The organism is Streptomyces prasinopilosus, from assembly GCF_001419695.1.
Lineage (GTDB): Bacteria > Actinomycetota > Actinomycetes > Streptomycetales > Streptomycetaceae > Streptomyces > Streptomyces prasinopilosus.
Genome location: NZ_LIRG01000728.1, coordinates 1 through 2,797, shown reverse-complemented (window position 1 = coordinate 2,797; position 2,797 = coordinate 1). Strand labels below are relative to the sequence as shown.

The 2,797-nt window shown below is 76.0% G+C and carries 3 protein-coding genes; 1 reads left to right on the top strand and 2 read right to left on the bottom strand.

Going from position 1 to position 2,797, the window contains the following annotated elements; translation table 11 throughout:
• Nucleotides 1-695 (bottom strand): peptidoglycan recognition protein family protein (locus tag AOK18_RS25360; RefSeq protein WP_055695838.1); only part of this gene is annotated, 695 nt, incomplete at its 3' end.
• A gap of 308 nt (nucleotides 696-1,003) precedes the next feature.
• Here AOK18_RS25360 and AOK18_RS25355 point away from each other — a divergent pair.
• Nucleotides 1,004-2,188 (top strand): MarP family serine protease, encoded by a 1,185-nt coding sequence (locus tag AOK18_RS25355; RefSeq protein WP_055695837.1) that lies wholly within the window; start codon nucleotides 1,004-1,006, stop codon nucleotides 2,186-2,188.
• 67 nt (nucleotides 2,189-2,255) lie between these two features.
• Here the strand turns inward: AOK18_RS25355 and AOK18_RS25350 are convergent, their stop codons facing one another.
• The gene (locus AOK18_RS25350) at nucleotides 2,256-2,747 is read right to left on the bottom strand and encodes a GNAT family N-acetyltransferase (protein WP_079105173.1); all 492 of its coding nucleotides are present in this window, start codon (nucleotides 2,745-2,747) and stop codon (nucleotides 2,256-2,258) included.
• Nucleotides 2,748-2,797: the final 50 nt, after the last annotated feature.

The following is a 2,797-nucleotide window of genomic DNA, read 5'->3' as shown; positions in this document are numbered from 1 at the left end:
GGCAGCCGGGCCTGCAGGGCGGCGCCCGGGCAGCTGGTCATGAAGCCGTCGCTGTGGCCCGCGAGGGCGGGCAGCATCGCGGTGGTGCCCGCCGCGTACCGGCTGCCGTCGTTGCTGGAGACCAGCCGGACGTCGGACCGCGGATCGGTGCCGGACAGGCCGAGCTTCCAGGCCGCCAGCGCGGCGATCGCGCGTTCCATCGCGGGCGGCACGGGCACCCCGGCGCTGAAGGTGCCGAGCGCGGCGACGCCCGTGCTGCGGTGGTTGAAGCCCTGGGTGTGGGCGCCGGTGACGGGCCGGCCGGTACCGCCCGCGCGGCCTTCGTAGATGATGCCGCAGCGGTCGACGAGGAAGTTGTAGCCGATGTCGTCCCAGTCCCGGGCGGTGATCTGGCCCTCGTAGAGGCCGCGTATGTGGGCGGGGGCCTCGGCGCAGTCGTAGTCGTTGGGCGAGTCGGTGTGGTGGACGAAGACGGCGACGACCTCGTCGTCGTAGCGCGGGGGCGGCTGTTCCCGGCCGGCGTCGCCCATCCAGGCCGTTCTCGGCACGATGGGCGGCCTGGCCGCCGTGTACGCGGCCGTCTCGCGGGCGGGGACGGGGGCGGCGGCCGAGGGCTCCGCGGCCCGTTCCACGCCGTACGCGCACAGCACCAGGGCGACCGCCGCGGCGACACCGGGCAGGCAGCCGAGCAGCACCCCGACGGCCCCGGGCAGGGCCGTACGGCCGGTTCCGTGGGATATCCGGGGAGCACGGCGCGACCGCGCTCCCCCAGGTCTTCCGAGGACACGCATGCCTTTCACTGTGGGCCGGGTCGAGCGGGCCCGCGACGTGGCCGCGCCAACCGGTGGACCCGCCGGCCGGCCCGCGGCGGAACCATCGTCCGGTCCTCCGGCGTTCTTCCGGGTACACGCGCGAGCGGCTGCTTCCCGGTGGTCACCCGCGCGTGGCTGATCACCGGGCCTCTCCCCCACGTAGGAGAGGGCCCGAGAGAAAGGCGGCGTGCGTGGACCTGCTCGACATCCTGCTGGTGCTGGTCGTCCTGGCCTACGCGGCGTCCGGCTACCGGCGCGGGCTGCTGGCCGGCTGCGTGTCGCTGGCCGGTTTCGTGGGCGGTGCCCTCGTCGGCGTGTGGATCCTGCCCTGGGTGACGGACCTGGTGACCCCGGGGACGGCCGGGGCCACGGTGGCGGCCGTGGTCACGGTGCTGCTGCCGGCGGCCGTGGGCCACGAGCTGGCGGGCCGGCTGGCGCTGCGGCTGCGCCGGGAGCTGGACCGGGGGCCGCTGCGGGTGGCGGACGGGATCGGCGGGGCGGCGGCCAACTCGGTGGCCGTGCTGATCGTGGCCTGGGTGATCGCGTCCGTCCTCGGCGCCTCCTCCTCCCCGCTGATCACCTCCGCGATCCGGGACTCCCGGCTGCTCGGCGCCGTCCACGAGGTGATGCCGGACAGCACCCCGGCGTGGTTCTCGCGGGCCACCTCGGCGCTGACCGAGGCGGGTTTCCCGCAGGTCTTCAACCCGTTCGAGAACGAGTCGACGGCCGAGGTCGCCGAACCCTCCGGCGACAGCGTCACCGCCGCCGCCACCCGGGCCGCCCAGCGGAGCACGGTGAAGGTCGAGGGCGTCGCGGGCCTGCAGGGCCGCGAGGGCAGCGGCTTCGTGTACGCGACGGAGCACGTGATGACCAACGCCCACGTGGTGGCCGGCATCGACGAGCCGACCGTGCGGGTCGGCGGCGTCGGGCGGGCGTACGAGGCCCGGGTGGTGCTGTTCGACCCGCAGAAGGACGTGGCCGTGCTGTACGTGCCCGGACTGCGGGCGCCCGTCCTCCGGTTCGTCGACGACGCCGAGCGCGGCGACTCGGCGGTCGTCGCGGGCTACCCCCAGGACGGCGACCTGAACCTCCAGGCGGCGACGGTCGCGAACCGGGTGCAGGCGCGGGGACGGAACATCTACGGCGACCAGGGCGTCACGCGGGAGATCTACTCCATCCGCTCCACGGTGCGCCCCGGCAACTCCGGCGGACCGCTGCTGACCACCGACGGCCGGGTGTTCGGGGTGGTGTTCGCCCGGTCCACCTCGGACGCGGAGACCGGCTACGTCCTGACCGCGGCCGAGGTCGCCGGGGAGGCGGAGCGCGCGGCGGACGCGACGGCACCGGTGGACACGGGGGAGCCGGTGACGTCGTAGGCGGCCGCACGCCGCCGCGGGCCGCCGCGGGCCGCGGCCGGCCGCCGTCGGCCGCGGCGGACCGCCGTCAGAGCAGGGACCGGCCCATCAGGACGTCGTCGACGTACCGGCCGTCCAGGAGGAACTCCCCCGGCTGGACGCCCTCCACGACGAAGCCCTCGGACTCGTACAGCGCGCGGGCGGGGGTGTTGTGGCCGAGGACGCGCAGGGTGATGCGGCGGGCGCCCCGGTCCCGGGCCTCCTGGACGGCCGCCCGCACCAGGGCCCGGCCCACGCCCCTGCCGCGGGCCTCCCCGGACACGGCGAGTCCGCGGATCTGCCGCACGTGTGCGTTGGAGGCGAGTTCGGTGGGGCAGCCGAACCGGACGTAGCCGGCGAGGCGTCCCCCGTACTCGGCGACGAGGTGGGCGGAGGGACCGAACCGCCCGTGGAAGAACGGCTCGTACGGCGGCTGCGGCGGCGGTCCGACGGCGTGCAGGGGCGACCAGGTGTCGCGGTCCAGCAGGACCAGGTCCCGCTCGTCGGAGTGGTGCGCGGCGCGGATCGACAGGTCGGGCATGGGGGCACTGTACGGCCGGCCCGCCGTGCGCCCGCCGCGGGGACCGGGCG